Genomic DNA, 24,898 nt, shown 5'->3' on the forward strand with positions numbered 1-24,898 from the left:
CGGCCAGGCACATGTCCACGTCATCGGGAAGCGGGGTCAGCGCCAGCTCTTGGGCCACCTCACGAACCGACCCCACCACCACCCACGACGACCGCACACCACCCCGACCACGGTCACGACCACGATCACGCCCACCCACACCCTCGGAAGCACCCGCACCCGCACCCGAGCCGCCCGCGCGAGCGCCATCCGCGCTAGCGCCAGAGCCAGAGCCGCCCGCGCCAGCGCCATCCGCGCTAGCGCCAGAGCCGGAGCCATTCGCACCGGCGGGAGCCGCGTCCTCGGCAGTCTCACGGGCGGCATTCGCGCTAGCGCCGTTCGCGCCACCCACATTCGCACCGGCGAATGCCGCACTCTCGGCGGCCCCACGCGCGGCGTTCGCGCGAGCACCATCCGCGCCAGCGGCGTCCGCACCGGCGGCAGCCGCACGATCGGCAGCCCCGTGGGTGGCACCTGTGTCCGATCCTGCGCTGTCGGCGGTCCAGCGCGCGGCGTTCGCGCCAGCGGCATTCGTACCGGCGGCAGCACCACTCGTGGGATCCGCGCCGTCGTTAGTTGCGCTGCCTGTATCGGTGCCTGGGGCGTCCGTGCTTGCGGCGCGGGACGCGTTGGCGGGCTGCCGGGGCGCAAAGTTGATGATCGGGAAAGGCTCGCGGGCGGACGAGCCGTCGGACGACCACAGCGGCGAATTGGCGACCAGACGGTCCCACCAACCGTCATCAGGGCCATTCGAATGACGAAGGCGCTCAGGATCGATGTCGAAAAGATCCATCACCCCCGCCTCGATTGATTCGAACTGATGTATGGATTCTCTCGCACTCCGTGAGCGAGTGGCAACCGTGCGAAGCGAACGGTTGGGGCCGCAAGTTATCCAGGGAAGGGGGTGTCGGCCGTCTGAGGGCCTCCCCGAAGGCGGTGAAGATGCTGCTCGGAATCGGGCGACAACGGCGCATTCGACGACGCTTATGCGTATTCGACGGTGCGCAGGTCCGTTCGATAACGCGGAGGTGCGTTCGACGGCGTGCGGTGTGCGGACGAGTTCGGCCGCCCGTCGGTGAGGGGGGAACGGGCGCTGCTGCTGGCGGTGCACCACTGCTGTGGCCTGCATGATGCGCTGCGCGTCCGCCCGGCGAGGCAAGCGGGGCAAAGGGGCTGTTGAGGTCGGCGCAGCACCTACCGCGCCCTGCACCAAGTGGCGGGGGGTCGCCTGTCAGGAGAGGGGGGGGACGGCTGCTGCCTCCGCACCGCCTGCCATGACCCGCATCATGCGGCCCGTGAGGGATATCCGTACGGCGAGGCGAGGCGAGGCGGGGCGCGGCTGCTGCCCGGCACCGCTCGCCATGACCTGCGTCATACGGGTGAGAGGCGCTCGGCCGGCACCGCGCGCCAGGAACTCGTGTCATACGGGTGAGGGGCGCTCGGCCGGCACCGCGCGCGCCACGGACTTGTGTCATGTGGCTTGGGGGCGCTCGGCCGGCGAGGCGGGTGCGGGTCGTTGAAGAGGGGGTGCGGCTCGCTGTATGGGCCGTAGAGAAGAGGGGATCATCAGCCCCAATGGTCGCCCCAGCCCCACAGGTTGGGGCCGAGGGCGGCGGCCGGGTCGTCCTGGTCGAGGCCGAACCGGCCGCGGAAGAACAGCATGGGGCGCTGCTCGGTGACGACGGGTTCGAGCTCGTTGACGTGGCCGATGACCACGTCGTGGTCGCCGGCGACGTGCACGTCGCGGATCTCGCCGTGGACGCGCAGCAGCACTCCCCGCAAGGACGGGGTGCCCCATCGCGACAGGTCCCAGTCGAGGCCCGCGAACTTCGCGCCCGTACTGGACCCGAACCGGCCGCAGAGATCGACCTGGTCCTCCCCGAGCACGTTCACGCAGAAGCGGCCCGACCTCCTGATACGCGGCCAGGCGCGGCCTCTGTGGTCGGCGCAGAAAAGGATCAGAGGCGGTTCGAGGGACACCGACGCGAACGACTGGCAGGCGAAACCGGCGGGCTCGCCGTCGTCAAGGCCCGTCACCACGGTCACACCGCTCGCGAACATGCCCAGCGCGCGCCGGAACTCGGCGGGTGTGGGCGGTGCCGGCTCGGTGAACTCGGGGTCGGCGGGTACAGCGGTCATGGACTCACCTCGCGTGCGTGTCGATGCCTCAGGTGACGAACTTACAAACCCCCTCATGTGCGGCCCGCAAGGGGATCCCGGTCAACCGAAGGCACGTACCGGCGGGAGCGTGGTCCGGGCAGGTCACCGAGCCTGCCTGTCCCGATCTCGCTCATCGGGATGATCGCCCTATTCGGTGTGTCTGTCCAGTTAGCGTCACGAGTCCGGCACTCCGGTGATTCGGCATGGACCATGACGGAGCTGACCTATGAGTCGACCCTACGGGAACTCACGACCGAGCACGGCGTGCTGCACTCCGAGCGGGAGATGCTCCCCGCTGCGAAGCCGGACACCCCGCCCTGCTGGTCGCGGGGCAACACGCGGAAGGAGGAGCGGTGACCGCGTGGGATGAGGAGTTCGACCTCGTCATCGTCGGCAGCGGGGGCGGAGGCATGGCCGCCGCGCTGGCCGCGTACGACAGCGGGCCGTACGCACCCGGCCGGGGAGACGATCGCGCTGGTGTCCGAGCGGTGCATCCCGCCGTCGATCATCGTCTCGGCGGACGGCAGGAGGTTCACCGACGAGTCCGTGCCGTACGTGAACTTCGTGCACGACCAGGGCGCGGGCGGGCACGTCCCGGCCTGGTTCGTGATGGACGCCTAGGCACGGGCGCGTTATCCGTTCGCGCAGATCATGCCGGGCATGCCGGTGCCGCAGGAGTTTCTACGGCCAGGGCATCGCTTTCCGGGCGGACACCTTCGCCGAGCTGGCGGGCCGGATCGGTGTCCCGGCGGGCGCGCCGGCCGAGACCGTCGAGCGCTTCTACGCCTTCGCACGCACGGGCAGGGACCTGGACTTCGGCCGCGGCGACAGCGCGTCAGGCCTGGGCGAACATCTGGTCGTAGCCGCCGGAGTGCCGGCGGCCCGCCATGAAGCCGAGGAACCGGCGGACGAACTCACCCCGGGTCAGCCGCCCGTCATCATCGTCGTCGCCCGAGTCGTGGTCGAACGCCGTACGGAAGAGAGACCGGTACTCCTCAGCATCGATGGTCTGGTCGTCATCGGTGTCGGTGACGTCGAACAGTACCTCGGCGATCCTGATGAGCGCCGGGCCGGCCAGGGCGGCGGAGGCCGCGGCGTACTCGTGGCCGGTGATGCGTCCGTCGCCGTCGGTGTCCAGCTCCTGCTGCAGCTCCCGCCACCAGTCGGCGAAGGCCGCGAACAGGCGGTCCTCGTCCTGAGTCTCCAGGTCGAGGCGGGTGGCGATCTCCCTGGCCATCGCGGCGAGGTCGGGCCAGTCGAGGTGGCCGTCGCCGGTCTGGTCGAGGACCTCGGAGAAGAACCGCGCGGCGGATCGTACGGCGGAGCCCCCGGCGGCGGCCGCGGAGGTGGTGGCGGTGCCGGCCGCCTCCGGGCCGGGTGTGAGGAGGCGCAGGAGCGCCCCCGCCTTGGGAGCCTGCCCCCGTAGGGGTCCATGAGGGTGAGGAACGACTGGAACTCGGCGTACAGCCTTTCCAGGACCGGACCGTCGAGGGACTCGCCGCTCAACCGGCACATCGTGACCGTGGACTCGAACAGCGTCGCCACCACCCAGGCGCGCGCCTCGGAGTCCGCGGCGTTGAACGGGCGGCCCTCGGCGTCGGTGCCGGTGATGCGCGCGTGGAGGCGGTTGAGCCGGGCCGCCTCCCGCTGCCGCACCCGGATGTCGGGGTCCACCATGCGCTGCGCGCTGAGCACGGTGTTGCGCAGCCGGCGCCACGGGTGCGCGACGAAGGTCGAGTTGGTGATCAGCGCCGCGCCGATCTGCGGGTGCGCGGCCTCCAGGACGATGGCCCGGGTCGCCACCAGCCCCCAGCGCGTCTGCCGGGTCAGCTCGTGGAGCATGGATCCCGGTGCTGCGTCACTCATCGACGTCCCTTTCCTGTCGGTGTCGGTGCCGAGACCGGTGCCGAGACCGGTGCCGAGATCGGTGTCGGTGTGGCGCCGAACCGGCGGTGGCGCCGCCGGTAGATCTCCAGGCACTCCCAGAAGTGCCCGGCACGGAAGTCGGGCCACAGCACCCGGGGGGAAGACCCATTCGGCGTACGCCACCTGCCAGAGCATGAGGTTGGAGATGCGCTGTTCGCCGGAGGTGCGGATGACGAGGTCGACCTCCGGCATGTCGGGGTGGGGCAGACGACGGGCGAAACTCTCCTCGGTGACCTGCTCGGGCGGCACGCCGTCGCGGATCAGCGACCTGGCGGCCTCGACGATGTCGCGGCGGCCGCCGTGGTCGAACGCCACCGTCAACGTCATCCGCCGGTTGTCGCGGGTCAGCGCCATGAGGTCGGCGATGTCCCTGGCCAGTGCGGGCGGGATCCGCGGGTCGGCGGCTCCGAGGAACCGGCAGCGGATCCCCCGTGTGTGCAGTGACAGGGCGTGTTTGCGTACGGCGCGGCGCACCAGTCGCAGCAGGACGTCGACCTCGGTGGCGGGGCGCCGCCAGTTCTCGGTGGAGAACGCGTAGAGGCTCAGCCACTCGACGCCCGCCGAGTATGCCGCCTCTATGACATCGATCACAGCGGCCTCGGCCGCCCGATGCCCCTCGGTGTGGGGCAGGGACCGCTGCGCGGCCCACCTGCCGTTCCCGTCCATGACGCACGCCACATGACGGGGGACGCTTCTCACCCTCACGGCGACGAGGCTTGCACAGTCGGTGAGAGATCGACTACTTACCGTTGTTAGCCACGGCCCTTACTTCGAGCGGGTCCGGACCAGGTGCTGCCGCGTTGTGCCAGGTAAAGGCGTGTTTTGTCCTGTTTACACCATTCTGGTGGATTGTGTACCTTTAGGGCACACGGTATGGGGTAACGACCCGCCTCCGGCGACCCATCCCTTGCCGTGTCGTTGCCCGGTCCGCGTGGTCGCATGACCGCGCGGCCGCCGAATCCGCGTCATGTGGAGCCGGGGACCCACTCTCTTTGGGGTGAATCGGAGCGCAGGCCCCCAGATGCGCCCGTAGGGCACTTCCTGCCCGAACCCGTCAGCTAACCCGGTAGGCGGCATGGAAGCAAGGAGTCAACCTCGTCATGTCCACCCATCGGCTCTCCCTCGGGGGCCGGCACTCGCGCCGGCGCCTGCGCTCCGCCCTCGCGGCGGCGACCCTCGCGGTCTCGGCCGCCACGGCCGGCATCACCGCGGCCGTGGCTCTGCCCGCCGCCCCGGCGTACGCGAACCCGCACACGTACGGTCAGGACGTCTCCGGTTACGAGGCCGACCACGACTGGATGAACAGCCGCGCGCAGTTCGGCTTCATCAAGGCCACCGAGGGGACCGACTGGGTCGACTCGTCCTTCCCCCGGCACTGGCGGGAGCTGGCCAAGAAGGGCATCGTCCGCGGCGCCTACCACTACGGCCACCCCTCCAACGACCCCATCGCCGAGGCCGACCACTTCCTCAGCGTGGTGAACTCGCAGCCGAGCAAGCCCGGCGACATCCTGGTCCTCGACCTGGAGACCGCGGACGGCGAGTCCGTCGAGCAGGTCAACAAGTGGGCCAAGACCTGGCTGGAGTATGTGACGGCCAAGACCGGCACCAGGCCGATGTTCTACAGCGGGTGGAACTTCGCCAACAAGTACGGCCGCGGCCTCGGCCAGTACCCGCTGTGGGTGGCCCACTACAGCAAGGCGCCCGGCGACATCACGCCGCCCGCCGACTGGAAGACCTGGGCCATCCACCAGTACACCGATGAGCCCATCGACCAGAACGTCTCCTCGCTGACGCCCGCCCAGCTGCGCGCGCTCGGCCGCCGATAACGCCGCCGGCAGCGCCGCCGACAGCCCGGCGTCCCCCCGGGGCGGATCGCCCGCCCCGGGGGGACGCGCCGGGAGCCGTACCGGCCTCAGACCACCGCGCCGGAGTCGTCGCGGCGTACGGGCCTGACCCGGGGCGCGGCGGGAGCCGGCGGCGCCTGGCCGGAGCGCCGCTCCAGCGCGATCGCCACCGGCCCGGCCACGAACGACGACGACAGCGTGCCGGCGACGATGCCGATCAGGAGGGCGACGGCGAAGTCGCGCAGCGAGTCGCCGCCGAACACCGCAAGCGCCGCCAGGATGAACAGCGCCCCGAGCCCGGTGTTGACCGTGCGCGGCGCGGTCTGCAGGATCGCGGCGTTCACCACCCGGCCGAACGGCTCGCGGCGGCGCACCGGCCACAGCTCGCGCACCCGGTCGAACAGCACGACCTTGTCGTTGACCGAATAACCGATGATCGTGAGCATCGCCGCCAGGAACACCCCGTCGATCGGCCTGCCCATCCAGGCGAACGCGCCGACGACGACGGCCGCGTCCACGAACAGCGCCGCCACGGCCGCCGTGCCGAACGTCCACCGGAACCGGAACGCCAGATAGACGAGCTGTGCGGCGAGCGCGACAGCGAGCGCGATGATCGCGTTGCGGCGCAGCTCCTCGCCCAGGCTCGGCCCGATCAGCTCGTCGCGCTGCTTGGCGACCTCGCCCACGCGCCGGTCGAGCGCCTCCTCCATGCGGACCACGTCGTCGGCGCTGATCTGCCCGGTGCGCACCGAGAGCGCGTCCTCCGACCGCTGCACGACGGCCGAGGGGAACCCGGCGTCCGCCACCGCCTGCCTGGCCGCCGCGACGTCCACGGGCCTGCTCGTGCCGAACTCCACGATCCGGCCGCCGGTGAACTCGACGCCGTAGTTGAGGCCGCGGGTGACCAGGCCCGCGCCCGCGACCACGAGCAGCCCGGCCGCGACGGCGAGCCACAGCCGCCCGCGCCGCATCAGGTCCGGGTCGCGCCGCGTCAGCCACGTCCTGACCCGGCCGATCGAGCCGATGCCGGACGCCCGCGGGCCGATCCTGCCGATCAGCGCGGCGGTGAGCACCCGGGTGATCAGCATGGCCGAGACCAGCGAGGCCAGCACGCCGATGGCCAGCGTCACGCCGAAGCCCTTCACCGGCCCCGAGGCCAGCCAGAACAGCAGCCCGGCGGCGAGCAGGGTGGTGATGCCGGAGTCGGCGATCGCGCTCCAGGCGTTCTTGAAGCCCCGGTCGAGTGCCGCCTTGAGGCCCCGCCGGGGCGCGTCGCCGAACTCCTCTCTGGCCCGTTCGAAGACCAGCACGTTGGCGTCCACCGCCATGCCGATCGCCAGGACGAACCCGGCCAGGCCGGGCAGCGTGAGCGTGGCCCCCATGGCCACGAGCCCGGCGTACGAGATCAGGCCGTAGCAGGCGAGCGCGACCGCGGCCAGCACGCCCACCAGCCGGTAGACCATGCCGATGAACACCGCGGTCAGGATCACCCCGGCGACGCCGGCCTTGGCGCTCGCCGCGATGGCGTCGGCGCCGAGGGTCGGGCCGACCGTACGCTGCTCGACCAGCTCAAGCGGCACCGGAAGCGAGCCGCCCTTGATCAGCACCGCGAGGTTCTGCGCCTCCTGCGGGGTGAACGACCCGGTGATCTGCGTGGTGCCGCCGCCGATCCCCACCCCGCAGGCGATCGACTCGTCCACCTGCGGCGAGGAGATGATCTCGTTGTCGAGGACGATGGCGACGCGGCGCTTGTGGTCGCCGAGCGGCGCGCAGGCCGCCTCGCCGGTCAGCTTCCGCCAGGGACCGGGTTCCTTGAAATCGATCGTGACGAACCAGCCCGGCCCCGCCTGGGGGTCGCTGCGCGCGGCGGCGTCGGCGACACCGGCCCCGCTGAGCGCGACCGGCCCGAGCTTCAGCTTCCGGCCGCTCTCGTCCGCGATCGCGTCCGTGTCACCCTCCTCGGCGGCGCTCAGCACCGGATGGAAGTTGAGCTGGGCGGTCTTGCCGATGACCGCGGCGGCCTCGCGCGGGTCGAGCACGCCGGGCAGTTCGACGATGATCCGCTTCTCGCCGGAGCGGACCAGGGTGGGATCGACGACTCCGAGGGCGTCCGCCCGGCGCCGGAGCACGTCGAGGGCACGGTCGGCGGCGTCGGCGTCCGCCTTGACCGTGGGAGAGTCTCTCGTCTCGAAGACGAGCTGGGTGCCGCCGCGCAGGTCGAGGCCGAGGCGCGGCGCAATGGTGAGAGCGAGCAGCAGTGAGATCGCGATGACGGCGAGCGCCGCCACCGCGCGCCACAGGGGCGCACGGGACATGAAGCCTCCACAGGCGTACGAGTGGGACGAGTGAGAGCGGTCTCAGTACGCCGTGGAGGGAGGGGCGCGGGCCGCGGCGGCGCGACGCGTGCGCTGGGCGGGCGGGCCGTCGTGACGCGGACCGGCCCGGGTGACCCGGGTGCCGCCGCGCGGCACCGCGGGGTTGGGCAGCACGACCGGCCCGCCGGTGGCGCCGGAGCCGGCCCCGCCCGTCCGGACGCGGGCCGGATCACCCTGAGCCGGCCGCGTGGCGTGGGCAGGGGCGCAGACGCGCGTGCCCATGAGCCGTGTGTGCGTGAGCCGTGCCCCGTCACGCGCCGGTGCCGCCACGACGTGGCGGGCGGCGGGGAGATGAACCGTCCCCCACGCCGTCCCCCACGCCGGCGCGTGCGCCGACGCTGACGCCGGCGTGCCGCCGGAGGTCAGGAGGATCGCGTGCAGCAGGAGCAGCAGCGCGGCGGTCAGCCCACGTCGCACGACGGTCTCCCCCTCCCGCGTCCGCCCGGTCTTGCGGCCACCGTAGCCGGTTCCGGGCGAGCGTGCCCGCGGGAGACGGGCCCAGAAACGGGCACAGAAACGGGCACAGAACACGGGCGCAGGAAACGCGGATGACCGTTTCGCGAAGGTGGGTTATGGTCGGTCACATGGCGACCTTGCGACGTGGCACGTGCGGGTCCACCGCCTTCACGTTGGTGGTGGGCCTGCTGATGCTCGCCCTCGCACTGGTCGCCTCCACGCCCGCCTGGTATGGCGGCGATCCCGCCCAGCGCGCGCCGCAGGCCGCCGCCGAGGTGTGGACGCCGGGGGCGTGGACGCCGCAGTCGGCGACCCTGCCCACGAGCGCCGCCGGTGCCGAGCACCTGCCGTTCCCGTTCCGGCCGCGCGTCGCCGTGGCCGCGGCACCCGTAACCCCGCCGGGGCCCGCCCGGCATCACGAGGACATCGTCCTCAGCCCCCAGCAGACCGGTCATCGCACCGCCGGCTCGCGCAGCCCGCCACAGGCCATCTGAGACAAGCGCTGTAATCCGCGCCCTGTGACATGAGCGCTGTGACATGAGCGCTGTGACATGAGCGCTGCGACACGGGATTTCGCGTAGCCGCGCCCTGTCACGGGCGAAGCCTTCCCATCACCGTCGTACGCGGGCCGTTCCCGCGTACTCGTCTCGCGTACCGGCAGCCCCGGTACGCCGAAGGCGCGCGCCCGCGCGCCCACATCATCTTTCACCTGGAGTGATGCCGCCTATGGCAGAGATCAGGTCGCCGCGTCTCCTCATGGAGGAGTGCCGGCGGTATTCCGCGCAGATGTCCGAGCTGCGCACGCTGCTCGAGGAGCGGCTCCACGCCGCCGTGGGCGAGGCCGCCACGATCGAGGTCGCCGAGATCGAGGCGGCTCTGGAGCGGATGGAGCGCGGCCTCTACGGCACCTGCACCCGATGCGAGGCGTTCCTGCCGCTCGACCGGCTCCGGCGCATGCCGCACGTGCAGGTCTGCGCGTCATGCGCCGGAGAGACCCGGTTGTCGGCATGACGGCCCACAGTCGAGAACACTCGAAAGGACCTCGACGATGACCACCAGTGACGAGTTCACCGCGATCAGCGAGCCGCAGACGCAGGCCATGCGCGCGGACCTTGAAGAGCAGCTCCAGTGGCGGGAGGTGCAGCTGCGCGACCTGCGGGCCGCCGTCGACGGCGGCAACGACGACACCGCGAGGCTCGCCCTGCTCGCCGACGTCGCCGCCACCGAGCGGGCGGTCGCCGAGCTGCGCAGGGCGCTGGAGCGGATCGAGGAGGGCAGCTACGGCCGGTGCGCCGACTGCGCCGGGGCCATCCCGTTCGGCCGCCTGAAGATCCGGCCCCTGGCCCGGTATTGCATCGCCTGCCAGCGGCGCCACGAGACCCGGTGACCCGGCGGGACTCCCACTGAGCGGGAGGGCGGGGGCGGCCGGGCGCAGGTTCTGCCACGGTGGGATCGGCGCTCGGCCTCCCGGCCCGCAGATGGGATTGAGCACAGGTGACGCTCATCCGAGGCCGGGCCGCCCGGAGGACATCGCCGGGACCATCGCGTACGCCGCCTCGGCGGACGGCGCCTACCTCAACGGCGTGGAGGTCCGCGTGGACGGCGGTTCACACAGCTGACCGCTCCGGCCGGGCCCCGGGGAGCCGGGCCCGGGGAGCTGGGCCCCGGGAAGCTGGGCCCCGGGAAGCTGGGCCCCGGGAAGCTGCGCGCGATACAGCCGGGCGTACGCGCCGTCCGCCGCGAGCAGTTCGTGGTGCGTGCCCTGCTCGACGATCCGTCCCTCGTCCATCACGAGGATCAGGTCGGCGTTCCTGATGGTCGACAGGCGGTGGGCGATGACGAACCCGGTGCGTCCGGCCCGCAGCGAGGTCATGGCCCGCTGCACCAGCACCTCCGTGCGGGTGTCGAGCGCGCTGGTGGCCTCGTCGAGCACCAGGATCGGGGGATCGGCCAGGAACGCGCGGGCGATGGTGACGAGCTGCCGCTCACCCGCGCTCAAACCCTCGCCGTCGTCGTCGACCACCGTGTCGTACCCGTCGGGCAGTGTGCGCACGATGTGGTCGACGCCCGTGGCCCTGGCCACCTCGACGATCCGCTCGCGCAGCACGTCTCCGGCGCCGTACGCGATGTTGCCGGCGATCGTGCCGTGCCGTAGCCAGGTGTCCTGGAGCACCATGCCGATCCGCGTCCGCAGCTCCTGCCTGGGCACCCGGGCGATGTCCACCCCGTCCACCGTGATCCGCCCGCCCGTGACGTCGTAGTAGCGCATGAGCAGGTTGACCAGCGTGGTCTTGCCCGCGCCGGTCGGGCCGACGATGGCGATGGTCTGCCCAGGCTCCGCGACCAGGGACAGGTCCTCGATGAGGGGCCGGTCCGGCACGTACCGGAACGAGACGTTCTCGAACGTCACCCGGCCGGTGGCCGTGGCAGGCGGGTGGACGGGGTCGGCGACGGGCTCCTCCTCGTCCTCGTCGAGCAGTTCGAAGATCCGCCCTGCAGAGGCGAGCACCGACTGCAGGAGGGTGGACATCGACGTGACCTGGTTCACCGGCTGCCCGAACTGCAGGCAGTATTGGACGAACGCCTGCACGTCGCCGATCGACAGCGAGCCGGCCGCCACCCGCAGGCCGCCGATGACCGCGACGAGCACGTAGTTGAGGTTCATGACGAGCGACATCGACGGGCCGATCAGGCTCGACAGCAGCTGCGCCCGGAACCCCGCGCGGAACACCGCGTCGTTGCGCTCGCCGAACTCGCGCACGGCCTCGCGCCGCCGGCCGAAGACCTTCACGAGGGCGTGCCCGGTGTAGGTCTCCTCGACGTGCGCGTTGAGCCGGCCCGTGGCCGCGAACTGCTCGGCGAACCGCGGCTGGGCCCGGCCGCCGACCACCCTGGCCGCCACGACGGACAGCGGCACCATGAGCACCGACACCAGGGCGAGCAGCGGCGAGGTCCACACCATCATCACCAGCACGCCGGCGAGCGTGAGCAGCGCGGTGACCGCCACGCTGAGCACCTGCTGGAGCGTCTGACCGACGTTGTCGACGTCGTTGGTGGCGCGGGAGAGCAGGTCGCCCCGCTCCCGCTCGTCGAAGTAGGCCAGCGGCAGCCGGGCGAACTTGGCCTGGGTCCGCTCCCGCAGCCGGAACACCAGCCGCTGCGCGATGGCCGCGGTCGTCCGCTGCTGGGCGAGGGTGAGCAGGAACGCGGCCAGGTAGCAGGCGAGGGCGGCGAGCAGGATCCGGCCGGTGGCGGCGAAGTCCACCTGACGGTGCCCGGACACGGCCGGCAGCACCAGGTCGGTGGCCGCGCCGAGCAGCCGGGGGACCGCCACGCTCAGGGCCACGGCGGCGGCCGCGCAGGCCAGGGCGGCCACGGCGAGCGGCAGTTCGGGGCGGGCCGTCTCCAGCAGACGCCGGACGGTTCCACGGCTGGGGGCCGTCATGCGGCCACCTCCTGACCTGTCTGGGAGAAGACGATCTCGCGGTAGGCGGGGCACGAGGCCATCAGCTCCTCGTGGGTCCCCTCTCCGGCGACGCGGCCCTCGTCGAGCACGACCACCCGGTCGGCGTGCCGGGCCGAGGAGATCCGCTGGGCGACCAGGACGACGGCGACGTCGCTGGTCTCGCGTGCCAGCGCGTCGGCGAGCGCGCGCTCGTTGATCGGGTCGAGGGCGGAGAACGGGTCGTCGAGGAGCAGCACCCGGGGACGGGCGACCAGGGCCCGCGCCACCGTCAGGCGCTGCCGCTGGCCGCCGGACAGCGAGGCGCCCCCCTGGCCGAGCGGCGTCTCCAGGCCCTCCGGCAGCGCCTCCACGACGTCGCGCGCCTGCGCCACCTCCAGCGCGTGCCACAGCTCGGCGTCGGTCGCCTCCGGCCTGCCGTACCTGAGGTTGGCGGCGACGGTGCCGGAGAACAGGTGCGGCCGTTGCGGCACCAGCGCGACGACGCCGGCCGGCTCCTCGGGCGGCAGCGACGCGAGGTCCGTCCCGTCGAGGAGCACCCGCCCGGCGGCCGGGCCGACCAGCCGGGCCACGAGGTTCAGCAGGGTCGTCTTGCCCGAGCCGGTGGAGCCGACGACCGCGACGGTCTCGCCGGGGCGGACGCGGAGGCGCACGCCCCGCAGCACCGGCTCTTCGGCCCCCGGATAGCGCACGTGCGCGTCGCGGACCTCCACCTCGCCCATCCAGATCCGGTCCCGCCGGGCGGGGCTGCTGTGAGCCGGTGACGCGTCCGGCTCTGTCCCGGTCTCCAGCACCTCCCGCACCCGTACGGCGGAGACCCGGGCGCGCGGCACGGCCAGGACGGTGAACGTCGCGAGCAGGGCGGAGCCCAGGATCACGGCCAGGTAGTTGAGGAACGCCACCAGCGAGCCCACCGGGGTGACGCCGTCGCCGACGAGATGCCCGCCGAACCAGACCACCGCCACGCCGCACAGGTTGCCGATCAGCATCCCGGCGGGGAACATCAGGGCCACCAGCCGCGCGGCGCGTACGGCGAGGCCCAGCAGCGCGTCGTTGGCCTCGGCGAACCTGGCGCTTTCGCGGTCCTCGGCGGCGAAGGCCCGCACGACGCGGACGCCGGTGATCTGCTCGCGCATCAGCCGGTTGACCTGGTCGACGCCGTGCTGGGTCGCCTGCCACAGCGGGGTGAGCCGGTGCAGGATCACCCACAGGACGGCCGACAGCGCGGGCAGCGCGACCAGCAGCAGCGTGGACAGGCGCAGGTCCTGGCGCAGGGCCATGACCACCCCGCCGAGGAAGATCATGGGCGTGCCGGCCAGGCCGGTCAGCCCCATGAAGACGAGCGTCTGCACCTGCTGCACGTCGCCGATCGTCCGGGTGATCAGGGACGGCACCCCGAAGCGGCCCACCTCCCGCGAGGAGAACGACTGGACCTTCGCGTAGACGGCCGCGCGCAGCTCGTGACCGACGGCGGCGGCGGTCCTGGCCGCGAGCGCGCCCACCACGGCCGAGCACAGGACCTGGGCCAGCGTCCCGGCCACCATGACGCCGCCCAGACGCAGGATGAGCCCGGTGTCGCCGCGCAGCACGCCGTCGTCGATCAGCGTGGCGTTGATCGTGGGCAGCAGGAGTGCGGCGAGCGCCTGCGCGATCTGGAGCACGCCGATCAGGGCGACCGCGCCGCGATGCGGGCGCAGGCCGGAGCGGAGCAGGGAACCCATCTCAGCCCCCGTACGGCCGCGCCGCCCGCGCCTGGCGCAGGGCCCGGCCGAACCAGACGAGCTCGTCGATCATGACCTTGGCGGCGCCCTCCGGGCCCGCGGGGTCCTTCGGCCAGTTCCCCTCCGCGTCGAACAGCGTCCAGGGGCTCTGGAAGGCGACGGAGTCGCGGATCGTCACCGCGTGCAGCTCGGCGAAGACAAGCCGGAGCTGCTCGACGGCCCGCAGGCCGCTGGACATGCCGCCGTAGCAGACGAATCCGACGGGCTTGGCCGCCCACTCCCGGTGATAGCTGTCGATCATCAGTTTGAGCGCGGCGGGGAAGCTGCGGTTGTACTCCGGGGTCACGACGACGAAGGCGTCCGCCGCCTCCACCCGGGGCCGCAGCCCGACGACCTCCTCCGGCTTCTCGCCGCCGAGGTGCCCGCGCAGCCCGTCGGGGAGCCGGGTCTCGGCCAGGTCGATGACGTCGAGCGCCACGTCGTCGCGCCGCTCGGCCTGAGCGGCGAACCAGTTCGCGACGAGGGGCGCGACCCTCCCGTCCCGGACGCTGCCGATGATCATTCCCACGTTGAGCCGGTCTTCTCCGGACATGATTCCTCCCGAGGTGAGTACGCCGTACGCGGCGGGTACACCGTACGCGCAGATGCGTACGATGTACAAGTCCGAGTACGATGTACACAGCGAAGCGGGAGGAGCACGACGATGGCCGGGAACAAGACGGACGGCGTTGACGACGTGACCGGCGCGGTCCGCGAGTCCATCTGGGAGCGGATGGAGCGCCCCGCCCGGCCTCCCCGCGCGGCGCTGACCCACGCGCAGATCGGCGCGGCGGCCGTGGAGATCGCGGACACCGAGGGGCTCGACGCGGTCTCCATGCGCCGCCTGGCCGAGCGGCTCGGCGTCGCCACCATGGGCCTCTACCGCTACGTGCGCGGCAAGGACGACGTGATCGAGCTGATGGTCGACAGGGTCTACGCCGAGGAGGCGCGAGCCGGTGAGGGCGGCGGTGAAGGCGGCGGTGAAGGCGGCGACTGGCGGGAGGTCCTGCGCGTATCCGCCCTGCGGCTGCGCGCCCTCATCCTGCGCCATCCCTGGCTGGTGGACACCACGGCCGGCTCCGGGCCGCTGACCCCCAACTTCGTCGCGCGCCTCGACCGGCTGCTCGCGTCGCTGGACGGCCTCGGCCTCGACGCCGACACCGCGATGACCGTCATCGGCACGGTCACCGCGTTCGTCACCGGGGCGACCACCTCGCGGATCAGGATGGACAGGCTGATGCGCAAGGAGGGCGCGGAGAAGATGGACGACCTGCGCACCCTCTACTCGTCCCGGATGAGGTGGCTGCTGGATTCGGGCCGCTATCCCGCCTTCGAGCGCTACATCCGCCAGGGCGTCAGGAAGGACGACGACGACTGGCAGTTCGAGCTCGGTCTGGACAGCGTCCTCGACGGCATCGCCGCCCGGCTGCGCGTCGGAGAACAGGGCACCGCCATCATGGACGGCAACTGACCGACGAGCGTGACACGGAGAACTCCCCCATGAGCAACGAGGTCATCGACGCGGTTCGCACGCTGCTGCCGAAGATCGCCGAACGGGCCCGGTCCACCGACGAGGACCGCCGGGTCCCCGCCGAGTCGATCACGGAGCTGGCCCGGGCCGGGGTGTTCCGGATGCTGCAGCCCAAGAGGTACGGCGGCGCGGAGAGCGACCCGGTGAGCTTCTACGAGGTGGTCAGGGAGATCTCCGCGGTGTGCGGGTCCACCGGCTGGACCGTCGCCGTGCTCGGCGTGCACCCCTGGCAGCTCGGCCTGTTCGACGAGGCCGCCCAGGACGAGGTGTGGGGGAGCGACCAGGACGCGCTCATCTCCTCGTCGTACGCGCCGGTCGGGCGGCTCGTGCCCGCCGAGGGCGGCTACCGGCTGTCCGGCAGGTGGCGGTTCTCCTCCGGCTGCGAGCACGCGTCGTGGGCGATGCTGGGCGGCCTGGTCCTCGGCGACCAGGGCAGGCCGGTGGACTTCCTGACCGTGCTGGTGCCCCGCTCCGACTACGTGATCGAGGACGTGTGGGACGTCATCGGCCTGCGCGGCACGGGCAGCAACGACATCCTCGTCGAGGACGCCTTCGTGCCCGCCCACCGCGTGATGCGCAACCACGACATGGCGCAGCTGCGCGGCCCCGGCCAGAAGGTGAACACCGGCCCGCTCTACCGCATCCCGTTCGGCACCGTGTTCACCACCACGATCACCGCCCCGGTCATCGGGATGGCCGTCGGCTGCTACCGGTCGTACGTGACCGCGATGCGCGACCGCGTACGGCTCAGCCTGGGCGGCGGCCGGTTCGCCGAGGACCAGTTCGCGCAGGTCGCGGTCGCCCGGGCGGCGTCGGAGATCGACGCGGCGATCCTGCAGACCGACCGCAACGTGCGGGAGGTGTACGAGCACGCGGTGCGGGGCGAGACGATCCCGGCCGAGCTGCGGCTGCGGGTGCGCCGAGACCAGGTGCGCGCCACCGAGCGGGCGCTGGAGGCCATCGACATCCTGTTCAAGACCGCCGGGGGCAACTCGCTCAGCCGCGGCAACCCGATCGAGCGGGCCTGGCGCGACGCCCACGCGGGCAGCGTCCACGTGGCCAACGACGTCGAGCGGGCACTCGCGATGTACGGCAGGGGCGAGTTCGGCCTGACCGTCGAGGACAACCTGATCTGAGGGCATTCCCGGGCGTCTGACCGGCCCGTACGTCCCACTGAGTGGTATGGACCACTGGCGGCCGGGGAAGCTCCGCTGTGTATCGTCGTCGCGACGGACGAAGGACCAGGGGGGAGACGTGCCGAGGATCGCCGAGGTCAGGGCGCCGGCCGAGCCGAGCTCACCCGAGCAGCGCGCCCGTCACCTGCGCATCCTGCGCGCCGCCGCCAGGTTGGGCGCGGAAAAGGGACTGGAGCGCGTCCAGATGCACGAGGTGGCCAAGGAGGCCGGCGTGGCGATCGCCACGCTCTACCGCTACTTCCCCTCGAAGACGCATCTGTTCACCGCGGTGCTGGCCGAACAGGTCGACAGGTTCGGCGAGAGCCTCCCGCGGCCCGAGCCGGGGATGACGCCCGAGGACGCCGTCGGCGAGGTGCTCGTGCTCGCCAGCAGGCGGCTGCTGCGCCGCCCCGCGCTCGCCACCGCGATGCTCCAGTCGGCGAGCGCCGCCAACGCCGCCGCGGTGGCCGACGTGGGCCGGATCGACCGGACGTTCCGGAAGATCGTCCTGCGCACGCTCGGCGTCGCCGAGCCCACCGTCACCGACGTCACGCTGATCCGGCTGCTGATGCAGTGCTGGTATGGCGTGCTGCAGATGAGCCTCAACGGCAGGGCGTCGGTCACCGACACCGAGAGCGACATCCGGATCGCCTGCCGGCTCCTGCTCGCGCCCCGGTCGAACGCGGCGGCCGGCCCAGTTTCCCCCTGACCGATCGGCTCCGGGCACATACGCTGCAGACGTGGCGCTGGAGATCCTCACGTACCTTTTCGCGGGGTTCGGGCTCGGCTCGATGGTGCTCGCGGCGGCCGTCGCCGCTCCCGTCCTCACCGCCCGCGCACGACGTTCCGTACGCGGGTGAGGCTCACGGCGTGCCGCGAATGACCTGGTAGAAGGTTTCGGAGGTGAAGCGCGGCCGGGGCTGGTCGTTCCAGCCGATCTCGGCGGCCCGGCGCCGGATCGCTTCGCCGGCCGCGGCGGCGGCCTCGTCGTCGTCGAAAACGGCGATCGACAGGCCGTTGCCGGTGGCCGGGTCCAGCAGATGGTAGGTGGCGCGCACCCCGGGGACGGAGGCGGCGGCTTCGACGACCCAGTCACGGTCGTCGGTGGGCATGGGTTCCCACCGTGCGACTCTGGCGATCACGCGGTTCTCCGATCAGGCGGTTGGACGGGACTCAGGCCGGCTGAGGTGCCCGGCGGCCGACGGCGAGCAGAACGATCGCGGCCACGGTGACCGCGATCGCGATCCCGATGACGATCTTCGACCAGTCCGGGGCGTCGTCCGCCCAGTAGACCGGCAGGCCGAGCAGTGCGGAGACGACCCGGGAGCCGATCACCACAGGGATCGCGCCGCGCCGCCGGGCGAGCGCCGCGGCCACGATCGTGATGACCCCGACCACCCCGCCGCCGATCGCGAGCGCGGCCGGGGGTCCTTCGTCGGCCCACAGACCGGACACGCCGGCGATGTCCAGCAGGCCCAGCAGTACGGCTAGGGCGAGGCCCCACTTGAGGGTCGGGTTCATGGCAGCTCCCGGTCGACGGAACGGTCATCCATGCCGGGACCGTAGGTCGCACGGAGCCGGGTGGTCGTCCGGGAAAACACTCATCCGGCATACTCATTCGACGTACTGATTGGACACATCATTTCGGCGGCCGGCTGCCCGTACGGTATTCGTGTGACGGAGCTTGTCGGGCGTGGGCGCGAACTGGCCGAGGCGGAGACCCGGTTATCCGGGGTGCGGGCCGGATCGGGCGCCGTCGTCCTGGTCGAGGGCGAGGCCGGCGCCGGGAAGACCGCGTTCGCGAACGCGCTGACCCGGCGCGCACGAGCCGCCGGGCACGCCACCGCCTGGGGGTCCTGTCTCGAAGTCGAGCCGGGCGCGCCGTTCCGGCCGTGGCTGCAGATCCTGCACGCCATCCGGGCCCCGGCCACCGGCCTCGACGAGCCCGCCGACGCCTCGGTCACCCGATATCGGCGGTTCGACGCGGTCGTGGAGGCGCTGCGCGACCGGGCCACCGGTGACGGCCTGCTGCTCGTCCTGGACGACCTGCACGCCGCCGACCTCGGCTCGTTACGCCTGCTGCAGCATGTCGCGTCCGAGGCGGCGGACCTGCCGCTGATGCTGCTGGCGCTGTTCCGCGACGGGCAGGCCGGCACGGACCGGCACGAGGTGCTCAGCGCGGTGGGCCGGGAGCGCGGGGCGCACCGGATCCGCCTCGGCGCGCTCGCCGCCGGCGACGTCACCGAACTGGCCACCAGGGCCGCGGCGGGCCCGCTGGACGCGGCGACGCTGCGCGCGATCGGCGAACGGTCCGGTGGCAACCCGCTGTTCGTGGTGGAGCTGGCCCGGCTGGCGGGCACCGGCGAGCGGCTCCCACGCGGGATCCGCGCGACGATCGGCCGGCGGCTGGACGCGCTTCCCGCCGATACCCGGCTCCTGCTGCGCCGGGCCTCCGTACACGGACGGGAGTTCGACGCGGCCACCCTCGCCGCGACCGTGCGCCTGACGCGCGACGAGACGGTCACGCGGCTGGGCCCCGCCCTCGACGTCGCCCTCGACGTCGCCCTCGACGCCGCCCTGGACGCCGCCCTGGACGCCGCCCTGGACGCCGCCCTGGACGCCGGGGTGCTCGTCGCCGACGGGCCCGTGCTGCGCTTCGACCACGTGCTCACCCAGGAGGTGCTCTACGCCGAGCTGGGGCCTGCCGAGCGGCAGGAGCTGCACGCGCGCGCCGCTGCGGCGGTCGCCGACGGCCCGATCGAGACCGTGGCGCATCACCTGCGCCAGGGCGGCGAGGCGGAGGCGCTGACGGTCACGTTGCGCGCCGCCGAGCGGGCCCGGGGCCGGCTCGCGTACGAGGACGCCGCATACCAGTATCGGGCCGCCCTCGGCCTGCTTCCCCGGGCGGACGACGGAACCCGGGCCCGGCTGCTGCTCGACCTCGCCGGCTGCGAGTTCCGCGCCGGGGCGGTGGACGCCGCCTGGCGCTGCTGCCAGGAGGCCGCCGACCTGGGCCGGGCCGCGGGCGACGCGGCCGTGCTCGCGGACGCGGCAACGGTCCTGCGCGGGGTCACCGACTCCTCGGTCACCCCGCGGATCCACGCCTTGTGCCGGGCGGCGCTGCCGCTGCTCGGCGACACCGAGCCGGTGCGCCGCGCCCGGGTCCTCGCCCAACTGGTCGTCACCGCCGACCCGTTCGGCCCCGGCCCGGAGGCGACGTACGGCGGCGAGCCGGACGTGGGGCGCCGCGCGCTGCAGCAGGCCGAGGCGTGTGGCGACCCGGACGCGGTGTTCCTCGCGTTGCAGGCGCGCGGCACCGAGCTGACCGGGGCGGGGCACGTGCTGGAGCGGCTCTCGCTCGGCGAGCGCGCGGTGCGGCTGGGCCGCGAGGTCGGCCGCCCGGAGTACGCGGCCTGGGGCCATCTGTGGCGGCTGGGCGCGTTCGCCGAGCTGGGCCGCCGGGTGCCCTTCGACACCGAGCTGGCCGAGTTCGCGGGCGCCGTCGACCAGCTGCGCGAGCCGCTGTGGACGTGGCGGCTGACGCTGGTGCGTGCGTCCGTCGCGTTCAGCGAGGGCCGGCTGGCCCTGGCCGCCGAGCTGATGGCGGAGGGGCAGGCGCGGGGCCGGCGCGCCGGGCACGAGGGGGCCGAATTCTTCCACCTCATCTATGCCGATGCGCTCGCGCAGCTCACCGGCGAGGGATACGAGCCGGTGGAGCGGGCGGTGCGCGCGTTCACCGAGCAGGGCCCGTTCCTGTCCCGCGCCTGGCACGTGAACGTGCTGACGCACATGGGCCGCATCGACGAGGTGCGGGCGATGTGGCCGTCGCTGGTCCCGCACCTCGGCGCGTTCCCGCGGCACGCCCGGGAGTGGGTCGTCGCGATGTCCGGGATGGCGGACGTGTGCGTCGCGCTCGGCGACCGGGAGACCGGTGCGTGGGTCTACACGCAGTTGCTGACGTTCGCCGACCGGCAGGTGATCGCCGATCCGCTGGGCCCCGGGCTTGGTCCGGTGGCACTGCGGCTGGGCCGGCTCGCCCGGCTTCTCGGCGACGCGGAGGCCGCCGGGGAGCACCTGCGCGTCGCGCTGGCCACGAGCCTCGCACTGGGGTTCGCGCCGGCCACCGGACACGTCCACCTCGAACTGGCCCGCGCGGCGCTTGACCAGGGTGACCGGGCCGCCGCCCGCGAGCACCTCGACGCCGCCGGTGACCTGGCGCGGCGGCTGGGGCTGGCGACGCTCCAGGCGGCGGTCGAAGCGGTGGCCGAAAGGGCGGCAGAAGCGGTGGCCGAAGTGGTGGTCACGCCGCCGGCCGGCCCGCTGACCCCGCGCGAGGGGCAGATCGCCGCCCTGGTGGCCGAAGGGCTGTCCAACCGGCAGATCGCCGAGCGGCTCTACCTGTCCGTGCGCACGGTCGAGAACCACGTCGCGCACATCCTGGTGAAGCTCGGCTTCGAGTCGCGGGCCCGGATCGCCTCCTGGCACACGGAGAGGGCACACGGAGAGGGCACACGATAGGGCACACGGATAGGTACCGCGGATGAGTGGTCGCACGGATGCCCGGCGCCGGTCCCGGCCATAGCGTGCGGGCCATGCACGCGGTTGTAGGGATCTGGTCCGCCGACGAGAGCCGGCGGGCCGAGCAGGAACAGGCGCTGCGCGCCGCCGTGGTGCCCGAGACCGCCGCGCGGCCGGGCTTCGTCAGCGGCTATTGGATGCGGGACGCGCAGACCGGCAAGATGCACACGGTCGCGGTCTTCGACACCGAGCCGCACGCACGTGCGTTCAAGGACCACATCGCACAGGCCACCCAGGCGGCCGCCCGCGTCGGCGTGACCGTCGACGTGCTCGCGATGGTGGAGGTGTCCGCTCATGCCTGACGCCGGTCCCTGTTTCGCGATCGCGGGCACGCACCACTGAGCGGGACCTGGACGTGTCCGCACCGGAGAAGATTTCTAGCCTCTCCTCATGACGCTGAAGGTGGCATCCCCGTTCGAGGCCGTCATCGTCGACGCGGTGCGCACACCGGTCGGCAAGCGGTACGGCGCCCTGTCCGGGCTGCACCCGGCCGAGCTGCTCGGCGTGGTGCACCGGGCACTGATCGAGCGCAACGGCCTCGCCGCCGAGACGGTCGAGCAGGTGATCGGCGGCTGCGTCACCCAGGCGGGGGAGCAGGCCAACAACGTCACCCGCCAGGCATGGCTGCACGCGGGCCTGCCGTACACCACGGCCTGCACGTCGATCGACTGTGCCTGCGGCTCCGGCCAGCAGGCCGTCCACCTGGTCGCCGGGCTGATCGCGGCCGGGGCGATCGACGTCGGCATCGGCTGCGGGATCGAGTCGATGAGCCGGGTCTTCCTCGGCGCCGCGGTCACCGCGGGCCCCGGCAGCCCGTTCCCGCCGTCCTGGTCGCTGGACCTGCCCGACCAGTTCACCGCGGCCGAGCGGATCGCGCAGCGGCGCGGCATCACCCGTGAGGACGCCGACGCGCTCGGCCTGCGCTCCCAGCGGCGCGCCGCGCGGGCGTGGGCGGAAGGCAGGTTCGACGGCCAGGTCCTCGCGGTGGAGGCGCCGGTGACGGGACCGGAGGGGCCGACGGGGGAGACCGCCGTCGTCACCAGGGACCAGGGGCTGCGCGACACCGGCAGGGAGGCACTGGCGAGCCTGCGGCCGGTGATACCGGGCGGCATCCACACCGCGGGCAACTCCTCGCAGATCAGCGACGGCGCGGCCGGGGTGCTGCTGATGAGCGCGGGCCGGGCGCGCGACCTCGGGCTGCGCCCGCGGGCGCGCATCGTCGCCTCCGGCGTGGTCGGCTCCGATCCCTGCTATCACCTCGACGGGCCCATCGACGCGACCCGGCATGTGCTGCGCAAGGCAGGCATGAAGCTGCCGGACATCGACCTCGTCGAGGTCAACGAGGCGTTCGCCTCGGTCGTGCTGTCCTGGGCGCGGGCGTTCGACGCCGACATGGACAGGGTCAACGTGAACGGCGGCGCGATCGCGCTCGGGCACGCGGTCGGCTCGACCGGCTCCCGCCTGCTCACCCAGGCGCTGTGCGAGCTGGAGCGCACCGGAGGCTCGACCGCCCTGGTGACCATGTGCGCCGGCGGCGCGCACGCCACGGCCACCGTCATCGAACGCGTCTGAGCAACCGGATCGGAAAGCGCTCTCCCGAGCGGGCTCGGCTCCCGGCGGCGGCATGACAGGTGTCAGATGCCTATTGACGGGTGGTCAGTTAACAGTAAAGTTACTTGTCTGAGAGCGCTCTCACAGCTCGTCTACGCCCTTCACCCCCCAGAGGAGCCGAGAGATGCACATGTCGTCGCGGCGATGGCGGCGCGCCCTGCTCGCCGTCGTCCTGCTGGCCCAGGCGGTGGTCCTCGCCGCCGGGCAGCGGGCGAACGCCGCCGTCACGCAGTTGCCCTTCACGATCACCAACAACTCCGGCCGTGGCGACGCGACGTACGTCTATGTCGTCGCCCGCAACTCGATCACCGGTCAGCAGGGCTATGTGGACGCCTCGGGAACGTGGCGCGCCTACTCCTTCCCCTCGTCGATCCCCAACGGGCCGGTTCCCGCGCCGGACATCGCGATCCCCGGGCCGGGCACCGGCGCCCGCACGACCGTCACGCTGCCGCCGAACCTGTCCGGCGGCCGCGTCTACGTGTCGATGGGCGCGAAGCTGCGCTTCTTCCTCACCACGAACGGGCTGGTCGAGCCCGCGCCCTGGGTCGACAGCGACCCGAACGCCGGCATCCTCTACGACTGGGCCGAGTTCGCCCGGACGAGCAACGGCGGCGCGGGCATCTTCATCAACTCCACCACCGTCGACATGTTCGGCTTCCCGCTGACGGTCGGCGTCACCGACGCCTCCGGCAACACCCAGACGCAGGGCATCGCCGGCGACCGCGCCGCCATCCTCAACGCGTTCGCCGGCCTGGGGTCGCCGTGGTCGGCCCTGACGACGACCCGGGCCTCCGACGGCCTCCCGCTGCGCGTGCTCGCACCCGTCCACGCCATCGCCAAGGGCCTGTTCCCCTCGACGTACCTCGACTCCTACGTGAACGGCGTGTGGTCCTACTACGCGACGCGTCCGCTGACCGTGCAGACGTCGCTGGGCACCTTCACCGGCACCACAAGCGGCGCGAACTGGACGTTCCGGAACGCGTCCGGCGCCGTCATCGGCACGCTCACCAAACCGGCCACGAGCGACGTCTTCGCGTGCGCCGGCGGCATGCAGCCGCCGAACCAGCCCGACCAGGCGGCCATCCTCGCGGTGGGCGCGCGGGTCTGCGCCGCGCTCAACCGCGCGACGCTCTCGACGACCGGCCGGGTCATGTACGACACCCAGCCGACGACGGACGCCACGAAGTTCTACGGCCAGTCCGCGTCGAACCTGTTCAGCAAGACGATCCACGCCCACTCGCTGAACGGCCTGGCCTACGGCTTCTCCTACGACGACGTCGGCGGGTTCGCCCCGGTCATCGACCAGCCCAACCCGTCGTCGGCCGGGATGACGATCGGGAGCTTCGGCGGGGGCACGGGCGGCCCGTCCGGCGCGAACATCATCGGCCCCGGCGGCAAGTGCGTCGACGTGGCGGGCGACGACACCGGCGGCAACGGCGCGGCGGTGCAGCTGTGGGACTGCCAGTCCTACGCCAAGGACCAGTTCTGGACCTGGAGCGGGCAGACGCTGCGCACCCTCGGCCGCTGCCTCGACGTGCGGTCGGGTGGCACCGCCAACGGCACCCCGCTGCAGCTCTACGACTGCAACAACACCGGCGCGCAGAACTGGGTGCTGCGGGCCGACGGGTCGATCCAGAACCCCCAGTCGGGCCGGTGCGTCGACTCGCCCGGCGGTGCGACCGGCAACGGCACCCGCCTGCAGATCTACGACTGCAACGGCACCGCGGCCCAGCGCTTCGTCATGCGGTGACCCGGCAGAGGTGAAAGAGCGGCCCGGCGGCAACCGCCGGGCCGCTCGCTCGTTCACGTCCTCGCCCGCAGCCCTTCCCCTCGCGGCAAAAATTCGTTATAACAACCTAACGATGTAACGACGCCCGGTCGGCGGCGGCGTACAGCGGGGAGGAGGCAGACCCCCTTGAGAACTGTCGGAGCGATCTCACTAGGTGCCGTGCTGGCGCTCGCGCTCGCCGGATGCGGCGGCTCAGCGGACAACGGAGCGGCCGGCGGACCGCAGACGATTTCATTCCTTACCCACTGGGG

22 protein-coding genes, 1 pseudogene and 1 riboswitch are annotated in these 24,898 nt (G+C 72.5%); of the genes and pseudogenes, 13 read left to right on the top strand and 10 right to left on the bottom strand.

Annotated features, from left to right (window positions below):
- Positions 1-1,545: 1,545 nt before the first annotated feature.
- Positions 1,546-2,118 (bottom strand): flavin reductase family protein, encoded by a 573-nt coding sequence (locus FLV34_RS26745; protein WP_142648423.1) that lies wholly within the window; start codon positions 2,116-2,118, stop codon positions 1,546-1,548.
- 231 nt (positions 2,119-2,349) lie between these two features.
- On the opposite strand from FLV34_RS26745, the gene FLV34_RS40735 reads away from it, so the two are divergent.
- Complete coding sequence (locus FLV34_RS40735) at positions 2,350-2,496, top strand: hypothetical protein (RefSeq protein ID WP_187280743.1); 147 nt, start codon at positions 2,350-2,352, stop codon at positions 2,494-2,496.
- Between the two features lie 9 nt (positions 2,497-2,505).
- Positions 2,506-2,760 (top strand): hypothetical protein, encoded by a 255-nt coding sequence (locus FLV34_RS41780; RefSeq protein ID WP_222709631.1) that lies wholly within the window; start codon positions 2,506-2,508, stop codon positions 2,758-2,760.
- Positions 2,761-2,974: 214 nt separating this feature from the next.
- Here FLV34_RS41780 and FLV34_RS42695 read toward each other — a convergent pair whose 3' ends face one another.
- Together FLV34_RS42695 and uppS are read right to left on the bottom strand one after the other, a co-directional pair.
- Positions 2,975-3,376 carry a hypothetical protein gene (locus FLV34_RS42695; protein ID WP_260617312.1) on the bottom strand — a complete coding sequence of 134 codons (402 nt, stop codon included), beginning with the start codon at positions 3,374-3,376 and terminating at the stop codon, positions 2,975-2,977.
- Between the two features lie 254 nt (positions 3,377-3,630).
- Positions 3,631-4,731: pseudogene (gene uppS / locus FLV34_RS43440) on the bottom strand (polyprenyl diphosphate synthase); the annotation flags it as partial.
- A 276-nt stretch (positions 4,732-5,007) separates the two neighbouring features.
- A riboswitch (cyclic di-AMP (ydaO/yuaA leader) is annotated at positions 5,008-5,153 on the top strand.
- A 12-nt stretch (positions 5,154-5,165) separates the two neighbouring features.
- On the opposite strand from uppS, the gene FLV34_RS26765 reads away from it, so the two are divergent.
- Positions 5,166-5,891, top strand: a complete 726-nt coding sequence (locus FLV34_RS26765) for a glycoside hydrolase family 25 protein (RefSeq protein WP_142648424.1) — start codon at positions 5,166-5,168, stop codon at positions 5,889-5,891.
- An 86-nt stretch (positions 5,892-5,977) separates the two neighbouring features.
- On the opposite strand, the gene secD is transcribed toward FLV34_RS26765, so the two are convergent.
- Entirely contained in the window at positions 5,978-8,224 is a 2,247-nt protein-coding gene (secD, locus tag FLV34_RS26770; protein WP_147944389.1) for a protein translocase subunit SecD, read from the bottom strand.
- Positions 8,225-8,266: 42 nt separating this feature from the next.
- A complete protein-coding gene (locus tag FLV34_RS26775; RefSeq protein ID WP_147944390.1) occupies positions 8,267-8,701 on the bottom strand; it encodes a hypothetical protein in 435 nt (144 codons plus the stop codon).
- 167 nt (positions 8,702-8,868) lie between these two features.
- Here FLV34_RS26775 and FLV34_RS26780 point away from each other — a divergent pair, with 167 nt between their 5' ends.
- From FLV34_RS26780 to FLV34_RS26790, 3 genes are all read left to right on the top strand, one after another.
- Positions 8,869-9,234, top strand: a complete 366-nt coding sequence (locus FLV34_RS26780; RefSeq protein WP_142648427.1) for a hypothetical protein — start codon at positions 8,869-8,871, stop codon at positions 9,232-9,234.
- Between the two features lie 232 nt (positions 9,235-9,466).
- Positions 9,467-9,751 carry a TraR/DksA C4-type zinc finger protein gene (locus FLV34_RS26785; protein ID WP_168066021.1) on the top strand — a complete coding sequence of 95 codons (285 nt, stop codon included), beginning with the start codon at positions 9,467-9,469 and terminating at the stop codon, positions 9,749-9,751.
- Positions 9,752-9,788: 37 nt separating this feature from the next.
- Positions 9,789-10,127 (top strand): TraR/DksA family transcriptional regulator, encoded by a 339-nt coding sequence (locus FLV34_RS26790; RefSeq protein WP_142648429.1) that lies wholly within the window; start codon positions 9,789-9,791, stop codon positions 10,125-10,127.
- Positions 10,128-10,310: 183 nt separating this feature from the next.
- Here FLV34_RS26790 and FLV34_RS26800 read toward each other — a convergent pair whose 3' ends face one another.
- The 3 genes from FLV34_RS26800 to FLV34_RS26810 are packed head-to-tail and all read right to left on the bottom strand — an operon-like array spanning position 10,311 to position 14,516.
- Positions 10,311-12,185 carry an ABC transporter ATP-binding protein gene (locus tag FLV34_RS26800; protein WP_147944391.1) on the bottom strand — a complete coding sequence of 625 codons (1,875 nt, stop codon included), beginning with the start codon at positions 12,183-12,185 and terminating at the stop codon, positions 10,311-10,313.
- On the bottom strand, positions 12,182-13,924 hold the full coding sequence (locus FLV34_RS26805; RefSeq protein WP_142648431.1) for an ABC transporter ATP-binding protein: 1,743 nt from the start codon (positions 13,922-13,924) through the stop codon (positions 12,182-12,184). Before FLV34_RS26805 ends, FLV34_RS26800 begins: the two co-directional genes overlap by 4 nt.
- A gap of 1 nt (position 13,925) precedes the next feature.
- The gene (locus FLV34_RS26810; protein WP_142648432.1) at positions 13,926-14,516 is read right to left on the bottom strand and encodes an NADPH-dependent FMN reductase; all 591 of its coding nucleotides are present in this window, start codon (positions 14,514-14,516) and stop codon (positions 13,926-13,928) included.
- 111 nt (positions 14,517-14,627) lie between these two features.
- Between FLV34_RS26810 and FLV34_RS26815 the strand changes: the two genes are divergently transcribed.
- The 3 genes from FLV34_RS26815 (at position 14,628) to FLV34_RS26825 (ending at position 17,378) form a co-directional block, all read left to right on the top strand.
- Positions 14,628-15,434, top strand: coding sequence for a TetR/AcrR family transcriptional regulator (locus FLV34_RS26815; protein ID WP_142648433.1), 807 nt, complete (start codon positions 14,628-14,630; stop codon positions 15,432-15,434).
- 29 nt (positions 15,435-15,463) lie between these two features.
- The gene (gene hsaA / locus FLV34_RS26820; protein WP_142648434.1) at positions 15,464-16,630 is read left to right on the top strand and encodes a 3-hydroxy-9,10-secoandrosta-1,3,5(10)-triene-9,17-dione monooxygenase oxygenase subunit; all 1,167 of its coding nucleotides are present in this window, start codon (positions 15,464-15,466) and stop codon (positions 16,628-16,630) included.
- Positions 16,631-16,748: 118 nt separating this feature from the next.
- Positions 16,749-17,378 (top strand): TetR family transcriptional regulator, encoded by a 630-nt coding sequence (locus FLV34_RS26825; RefSeq protein ID WP_147944392.1) that lies wholly within the window; start codon positions 16,749-16,751, stop codon positions 17,376-17,378.
- 154 nt (positions 17,379-17,532) lie between these two features.
- Here the strand turns inward: FLV34_RS26825 and FLV34_RS26830 are convergent, their stop codons facing one another.
- Positions 17,533-17,781: a hypothetical protein gene (locus tag FLV34_RS26830; RefSeq protein ID WP_222709634.1), complete on the bottom strand. Its 249-nt coding sequence runs from the start codon at positions 17,779-17,781 to the stop codon at positions 17,533-17,535.
- A 61-nt stretch (positions 17,782-17,842) separates the two neighbouring features.
- On the bottom strand, positions 17,843-18,190 hold the full coding sequence (locus FLV34_RS26835; protein ID WP_142648436.1) for a hypothetical protein: 348 nt from the start codon (positions 18,188-18,190) through the stop codon (positions 17,843-17,845).
- Positions 18,191-18,343: 153 nt separating this feature from the next.
- Here FLV34_RS26835 and FLV34_RS26840 point away from each other — a divergent pair, with 153 nt between their 5' ends.
- The 4 genes from FLV34_RS26840 (at position 18,344) to FLV34_RS26855 (ending at position 24,608) form a co-directional block, all read left to right on the top strand.
- A complete protein-coding gene (locus tag FLV34_RS26840; protein ID WP_187280744.1) occupies positions 18,344-21,187 on the top strand; it encodes a LuxR family transcriptional regulator in 2,844 nt (947 codons plus the stop codon).
- A 74-nt stretch (positions 21,188-21,261) separates the two neighbouring features.
- On the top strand, positions 21,262-21,549 hold the full coding sequence (locus FLV34_RS26845; RefSeq protein WP_142648438.1) for a hypothetical protein: 288 nt from the start codon (positions 21,262-21,264) through the stop codon (positions 21,547-21,549).
- Between the two features lie 88 nt (positions 21,550-21,637).
- Positions 21,638-22,819 (top strand): steroid 3-ketoacyl-CoA thiolase, encoded by a 1,182-nt coding sequence (locus FLV34_RS26850; protein WP_142648439.1) that lies wholly within the window; start codon positions 21,638-21,640, stop codon positions 22,817-22,819.
- A 163-nt stretch (positions 22,820-22,982) separates the two neighbouring features.
- Entirely contained in the window at positions 22,983-24,608 is a 1,626-nt protein-coding gene (locus FLV34_RS26855) for a beta-1,3-glucanase family protein (RefSeq protein ID WP_142648440.1), read from the top strand.
- Positions 24,609-24,898 lie beyond the last annotated feature (290 nt).

Source organism: Microbispora sp. CSR-4 (assembly GCF_008033685.1).
In the GTDB taxonomy this organism is placed as follows: Bacteria; Actinomycetota; Actinomycetes; order Streptosporangiales; family Streptosporangiaceae; genus Microbispora.

Bases quoted from the DNA above. Each gene is read 5' to 3' on its own strand.
- FLV34_RS26745 (WP_142648423.1), bottom strand. From the start codon at position 2,118: ATGACCGCTGTACCCGCCGACCCCGAGTTCACCGAGCCGGCACCGCCC.
- FLV34_RS40735 (WP_187280743.1), top strand. From the start codon at position 2,350: ATGACGGAGCTGACCTATGAGTCGACCCTACGGGAACTCACGACCGAG.
- FLV34_RS41780 (WP_222709631.1), top strand. From the start codon at position 2,506: ATGAGGAGTTCGACCTCGTCATCGTCGGCAGCGGGGGCGGAGGCATGG.
- FLV34_RS42695 (WP_260617312.1), bottom strand. From the start codon at position 3,376: ATGGCCAGGGAGATCGCCACCCGCCTCGACCTGGAGACTCAGGACGAG.
- FLV34_RS26765 (WP_142648424.1), top strand. From the start codon at position 5,166: ATGTCCACCCATCGGCTCTCCCTCGGGGGCCGGCACTCGCGCCGGCGC.
- secD (WP_147944389.1), bottom strand. From the start codon at position 8,224: ATGTCCCGTGCGCCCCTGTGGCGCGCGGTGGCGGCGCTCGCCGTCATC.
- FLV34_RS26780 (WP_142648427.1), top strand. From the start codon at position 8,869: ATGGCGACCTTGCGACGTGGCACGTGCGGGTCCACCGCCTTCACGTTG.
- FLV34_RS26785 (WP_168066021.1), top strand. From the start codon at position 9,467: ATGGCAGAGATCAGGTCGCCGCGTCTCCTCATGGAGGAGTGCCGGCGG.
- FLV34_RS26790 (WP_142648429.1), top strand. From the start codon at position 9,789: ATGACCACCAGTGACGAGTTCACCGCGATCAGCGAGCCGCAGACGCAG.
- FLV34_RS26800 (WP_147944391.1), bottom strand. From the start codon at position 12,185: ATGACGGCCCCCAGCCGTGGAACCGTCCGGCGTCTGCTGGAGACGGCC.
- FLV34_RS26805 (WP_142648431.1), bottom strand. From the start codon at position 13,924: ATGGGTTCCCTGCTCCGCTCCGGCCTGCGCCCGCATCGCGGCGCGGTC.
- FLV34_RS26810 (WP_142648432.1), bottom strand. From the start codon at position 14,516: ATGTCCGGAGAAGACCGGCTCAACGTGGGAATGATCATCGGCAGCGTC.
- FLV34_RS26815 (WP_142648433.1), top strand. From the start codon at position 14,628: ATGGCCGGGAACAAGACGGACGGCGTTGACGACGTGACCGGCGCGGTC.
- hsaA (WP_142648434.1), top strand. From the start codon at position 15,464: ATGAGCAACGAGGTCATCGACGCGGTTCGCACGCTGCTGCCGAAGATC.
- FLV34_RS26830 (WP_222709634.1), bottom strand. From the start codon at position 17,781: ATGCCCACCGACGACCGTGACTGGGTCGTCGAAGCCGCCGCCTCCGTC.
- FLV34_RS26835 (WP_142648436.1), bottom strand. From the start codon at position 18,190: ATGAACCCGACCCTCAAGTGGGGCCTCGCCCTAGCCGTACTGCTGGGC.
- FLV34_RS26845 (WP_142648438.1), top strand. From the start codon at position 21,262: ATGCACGCGGTTGTAGGGATCTGGTCCGCCGACGAGAGCCGGCGGGCC.
- FLV34_RS26850 (WP_142648439.1), top strand. From the start codon at position 21,638: ATGACGCTGAAGGTGGCATCCCCGTTCGAGGCCGTCATCGTCGACGCG.
- FLV34_RS26855 (WP_142648440.1), top strand. From the start codon at position 22,983: ATGCACATGTCGTCGCGGCGATGGCGGCGCGCCCTGCTCGCCGTCGTC.